The 5,802-nt window shown below is 55.8% G+C and carries 3 tRNA genes and 3 rRNA genes; all 6 read left to right on the forward strand.

The window, feature by feature from the left end:
* The first annotated feature begins 344 nt into the window (after positions 1-344).
* The 6 genes from C8N44_RS22695 to C8N44_RS22720 all read left to right on the forward strand — a co-directional run bounded on the left by C8N44_RS22695 (position 345) and on the right by C8N44_RS22720 (position 5,802).
* Positions 345-1,805: ribosomal RNA gene (locus C8N44_RS22695) — 16S ribosomal RNA — on the forward strand.
* Between the two features lie 214 nt (positions 1,806-2,019).
* Positions 2,020-2,096: transfer RNA gene (locus C8N44_RS22700), tRNA-Ile, on the forward strand.
* Positions 2,097-2,134: 38 nt separating this feature from the next.
* Positions 2,135-2,210 (forward strand) — tRNA-Ala (locus C8N44_RS22705).
* A gap of 391 nt (positions 2,211-2,601) precedes the next feature.
* Positions 2,602-5,421, forward strand: a 23S ribosomal RNA gene (locus tag C8N44_RS22710).
* Positions 5,422-5,507: 86 nt separating this feature from the next.
* Positions 5,508-5,622, forward strand: a 5S ribosomal RNA gene (gene rrf / locus C8N44_RS22715).
* The 16S, 23S and 5S rRNA genes sit together here with 3 tRNA genes alongside, the layout of an rRNA operon.
* 103 nt (positions 5,623-5,725) lie before the next feature.
* A tRNA-Met gene (locus C8N44_RS22720) sits at positions 5,726-5,802 on the forward strand.

Here is a 5,802-nt window from a genome sequence, read left to right on the forward strand (position 1 = left end):
ACGGGACGAGGTTCTGGCGGTCTTCGCGGCAACGAACATTAGGGGCAGACGAGGCGGGGCGCGCCGGTAAGTTAGGGCGCATCTCGGTTGGTTTTGTCTCTGCGCTTTTTGACATCGCAAGTATCTGAAGAGATATGCGGGCGGTTTCGGTTCATTTCGATGAACGGATGTCTGTATATCGGCTTCCTAGGCTTCGGCCGATGATGGAAGTGTCAGCTTCACTGTTTGTTCGGTTCTTCGGTGCCTTTGGTACTGAAGCACAGACAGACAGATGACTTCATCGATCCTAGCCGGATCGATGAGATGTGCAGAGGTTCGAACGTCAAGAACATCTTCGGATGTTTCAACTTGAGAGTTTGATCCTGGCTCAGAACGAACGCTGGCGGCAGGCTTAACACATGCAAGTCGAGCGAGGTCTTCGGACCTAGCGGCGGACGGGTGAGTAACGCGTGGGAACGTGCCCTTCCCTGCCGGATAGTCCCTGGAAACGGGGTTTAATACGGCATACGCCCTTCGGGGGAAAGAATTTCGGGGAAGGATCGGCCCGCGTCTGATTAGGTAGTTGGTGGGGTAATGGCCTACCAAGCCGACGATCAGTAGCTGGTTTTAGAGGATGATCAGCCACACTGGGACTGAGACACGGCCCAGACTCCTACGGGAGGCAGCAGTGGGGAATCTTAGACAATGGGCGCAAGCCTGATCTAGCCATGCCGCGTGTGTGATGAAGGCCTTAGGGTCGTAAAGCACTTTCGCCAGGGATGATAATGACAGTACCTGGTAAAGAAACCCCGGCTAACTCCGTGCCAGCAGCCGCGGTAATACGGAGGGGGTTAGCGTTGTTCGGAATTACTGGGCGTAAAGCGCGCGTAGGCGGACTGGAAAGTTGGGGGTGAAATCCCGGGGCTCAACCTCGGAACTGCCTTCAAAACTATCAGTCTAGAGTTCGAGAGAGGTGAGTGGAACTCCGAGTGTAGAGGTGAAATTCGTAGATATTCGGAAGAACACCAGTGGCGAAGGCGGCTCACTGGCTCGATACTGACGCTGAGGTGCGAAAGTGTGGGGAGCAAACAGGATTAGATACCCTGGTAGTCCACACCGTAAACGATGAATGCCAGACGTCGGGCAGCATGCTGTTCGGTGTCACACCTAACGGATTAAGCATTCCGCCTGGGGAGTACGGCCGCAAGGTTAAAACTCAAAGGAATTGACGGGGGCCCGCACAAGCGGTGGAGCATGTGGTTTAATTCGAAGCAACGCGCAGAACCTTACCAACCCTTGACATCCTGGGACCGCCAGAGAGATCTGGTTTCCACTTCGGTGGCTCAGTGACAGGTGCTGCATGGCTGTCGTCAGCTCGTGTCGTGAGATGTTCGGTTAAGTCCGGCAACGAGCGCAACCCACACCCTTAGTTGCCAGCAGTTCGGCTGGGCACTCTAGGGGAACTGCCCGTGATAAGCGGGAGGAAGGTGTGGATGACGTCAAGTCCTCATGGCCCTTACGGGTTGGGCTACACACGTGCTACAATGGCGATGACAGTGGGGTAATCCCAAAAAGTCGTCTCAGTTCGGATTGTCCTCTGCAACTCGAGGGCATGAAGTCGGAATCGCTAGTAATCGCGGAACAGCATGCCGCGGTGAATACGTTCCCGGGCCTTGTACACACCGCCCGTCACACCATGGGAGTTGGGTTTACCCGAAGGCGGTGCGCCAACCTTTTGGAGGCAGCCGACCACGGTAAGCTCAGCGACTGGGGTGAAGTCGTAACAAGGTAGCCGTAGGGGAACCTGCGGCTGGATCACCTCCTTTCTAAGGATGATCGGGTTTGAAAGCTTCGGCTTTCACGAAGATCACTTAGCACGGCGCCCAGGATCAGGGCGCCAAACACGAACCGGACCGTCCTCATATCTCTTCAGACTTCGTGCCGAAAGCGGGTTCGCCCCGTTTGCGGATGCGTGTTTGCTCTCGCCTGGCGACGTCGCTTGACGACACTCGCCACTTAGGCCAAGGGCTCTCCCCGAGAGGGTGTGTAGCTCAGGTGGTTAGAGCGTACGCCTGATAAGCGTAAGGTCGGAGGTTCGAGTCCTCCCACACCCACCATCCTCCGCAGCGACCGGGACACCGTTGCCGCGGTCCATGGGGCCTTAGCTCAGCTGGGAGAGCGCCTGATTTGCATTCAGGAGGTCAGGAGTTCGATCCTCCTAGGCTCCACCATCCGCCGGATACGAGACGAGATCTTCGAGACGCTTCGAGAAGCGGTTCGGACGTCTGGTCTCAGACGCATTGACATCGTGTAGAGAGATACAAATCAACCTTGCTTGGGTTCTGCGAGTGGGCAGATACCCTCGAATGGTTCCGGGATCGGTTCGCCGATCCGGAAGGTTTGCCAACGGTCTAGCCGGCTGTTGCCAGATATCCCATCCGAAACGAGCAAGCGTTGTCCAAGTCAAGTACACTAACCAGGTCCGGGTCATACACCGGACCACAAGTTCGGACCCCAGAGGTCCGAGCGGGATAGTATGCTTCTGATCCGGAAGAAAAGGGTGGCACGAACCAGCGTCACCTGCGGCAGGGCACTTTCGAGTGCCTGTCTCTTTCCGGATCGGATCAAGCGCGAGAAGGGCGTTTGGTGGATGCCTTGGCAGCAAGAGGCGATGAAGGACGTGTTACTCTGCGATAAGTCCTGGGGAGCTGAGAAAAAGCTTTGATCCAGGAATCTCCGAATGGGGCAACCCACCTGACAGACTGTTATAATTGCCGCAAGGCAGCTTATAATGGGCTGAAACAGGTACTTAAGGACTGAATACATAGGTCTTTAAGAGCAAACCCGGGGAACTGAAACATCTAAGTACCCGGAGGAAAGGAAATCAATTGATACTCCCCTAGTAGTGGCGAGCGAACGGGGACCAGCCGAGCCTTGAGAGTGAATGGAATGGTCTGGAAAGGCCAACCACAGCGGGTGACAGTCCCGTACATGAAGCTCGATGGGACGTATTAAGTAGGGCGGGACACGTGTAATCCTGTCTGAAGATCGGGGGACCACCCTCGAAGGCTAAGTACTCCTTGCTGACCGATAGCGAACCAGTACCGTGAGGGAAAGGTGAAAAGCACCCCGACGAGGGGAGTGAAACAGTACCTGAAACCGAGCGCCTACAATCAGTCGGAGCTTCCTTGCGAAGTGACGGCGTACCTTTTGTATAATGGGTCATCGACTTGGTCTATCCAGCAAGCTTAAGCCGTTAGGTGTAGGCGCAGCGAAAGCGAGTCTTAATAGGGCGTCGAGTTGGATGGATCAGACCCGAAACCGAGTGATCTAGGCATGACCAGGATGAAGGTACGGTAACACGTACTGGAGGTCCGAACCCACACCTGTTGAAAAAGGTCGGGATGAGTTGTGCCTAGGGGTGAAAGGCCAATCAAACTCGGAGATAGCTGGTTCTCCGCGAAATCTATTTAGGTAGAGCGTCATCCGAATACCCCGGGGGGTAGAGCACTGGATGGGTAATGGGGCCCCACAGGCTTACTGATCCTAACCAAACTCCGAATACCCGGGAGTACTAGATGGCAGACACACCGTGGATGCTAACGTCCATGGTGGAGAGGGAAACAACCCTGACCTCCAGCTAAGGCCCCCAATTCATGGCTAAGTGGGAAAGCAGGTGGGACGACCAAAACAACCAGGAGGTTGGCTTAGAAGCAGCCATCCTTTAAAGATAGCGTAACAGCTCACTGGTCTAAACAAGTTGTCCTGCGGCGAAGATGTAACGGGGCTCAAGCCATGAGCCGAAGCTGAGGATGCCGTAAGGCATGGTAGCGGAGCGTAGTGTGATACAGCTTCATGCCTCCTTCACTCCCTTCGGGAGTATTGGAGGCGAGAAGCTTTCTGTGAAGCCGGGGCGTGAGCCATCCGGTGGAGAGATCACTAGCGAGAATGATGACATGAGTAGCGACAAACAGGGTGAGAGACCCTGTCGCCGAAAGTCCAAGGGTTCCTGCTTAAAGCTAATCTGAGCAGGGTAAGCCGGCCCCTAAGGCGAGGCCGAAAGGCGTAGTCGATGGGAACCAGTTTAATATTACTGGGCCAGGAGGATGTGACGGATTGTGGCGGCGTGCGTGCCTTATCGGATTGGCGCGTATCCAAGACAGTCCCTGGAAATAGCCCTCCATCAGACCGTACCCCAAACCGACACAGGTGGACTGGTAGAGAATACCAAGGCGCTTGAGAGAACGATGTTGAAGGAACTCGGCAAAATACCTCCGTAAGTTCGCGAGAAGGAGGCCCGGGCCGCGTGGTCCGGGGGCACAAACCAGGGGGTGGCGACTGTTTACTAAAAACACAGGGCTCTGCGAAGTCGCAAGACGACGTATAGGGTCTGACGCCTGCCCGGTGCCTGAAGGTTAAAAGGAGGGGTGAGAGCTCCGAATTGAAGCCCAGGTAAACGGCGGCCGTAACTATAACGGTCCTAAGGTAGCGAAATTCCTTGTCGGGTAAGTTCCGACCTGCACGAATGGCGTAACGACTTCCCCGCTGTCTCCAACATCGACTCAGCGAAATTGAATTGCCGGTCAAGATGCCGGCTACCCGCGGTTAGACGGAAAGACCCCGTGCACCTTCACTACAGCTTCGCACTGGCATCAGGCACAACATGTGCAGGATAGGTGGTAGGCTTCGAAGCAGGGACGCCAGTTCCTGTGGAGCCATCCTTGAGATACCACCCTTGTTCTGCTTGATGTCTAACCGCGGTCCGTTATCCGGATCCGGGACCCTGCGTGGCGGGTAGTTTGACTGGGGCGGTCGCCTCCTAAATCGTAACGGAGGCGCGCGAAGGTTGGCTCAGAGCGGTCGGAAATCGCTCGTTGAGTGCAATGGCAGAAGCCAGCCTGACTGCGAGACTGACAAGTCGAGCAGAGACGAAAGTCGGCCATAGTGATCCGGTGGTCCCAAGTGGGAGGGCCATCGCTCAACGGATAAAAGGTACGCCGGGGATAACAGGCTGATACTGCCCAAGAGTCCATATCGACGGCAGTGTTTGGCACCTCGATGTCGGCTCATCTCATCCTGGGGCTGGAGCAGGTCCCAAGGGTATGGCTGTTCGCCATTTAAAGAGGTACGTGAGCTGGGTTTAGAACGTCGTGAGACAGTTCGGTCCCTATCTGCCGTGGGTGTAGGATACTTGAGAGGAGTTGCCCCTAGTACGAGAGGACCGGGGTGAACGATCCACTGGTGGACCTGTTGTGGCGCCAGCCGCAGTGCAGGGTAGCTATGATCGGACGGGATAACCGCTGAAGGCATCTAAGCGGGAAGCCCCCCTCAAAACAAGGTATCCCTGAGGGCCGTGGTAGACCACCACGTCGATAGGCCGGAGGTGTAAGCGTGGCAACACGTTCAGCTGACCGGTACTAATGGCCCGACAGGCTTGATCCGATCCGGTAACAGGCAGGCATTGCCCGTTGCCCGGTCACAAGCATACATCCCTAAATACTTGACCTGGACATGCGGTTTTTACTCGGTTTGGTGGTCATAGCGCGAGCAAAACACCCGGTCCCATTCCGAACCCGGCCGTTAAGTGCCGCTGCGCCAATGGTACTGCGTCTTAAGACGTGGGAGAGTAGGTCGCCGCCAAACCTAGCAAAAACCGCCAACGTATCTCTCAAACACGATGACACAGAAAACTCCGCCACCCATACCAATCACGGCGGAGCCCGCAGCCCAAAAGGGCCGCAAATGGCGCGGGATGGAGCAGTCCGGTAGCTCGTCAGGCTCATAACCTGAAGGTCGTAGGTTCAAATCCTACTCCCGCAACCA

The sequence above is a fragment of the Allosediminivita pacifica genome, from assembly GCF_003054175.1.
GTDB classification, from domain to species: Bacteria; Pseudomonadota; Alphaproteobacteria; order Rhodobacterales; family Rhodobacteraceae; genus Allosediminivita; species Allosediminivita pacifica.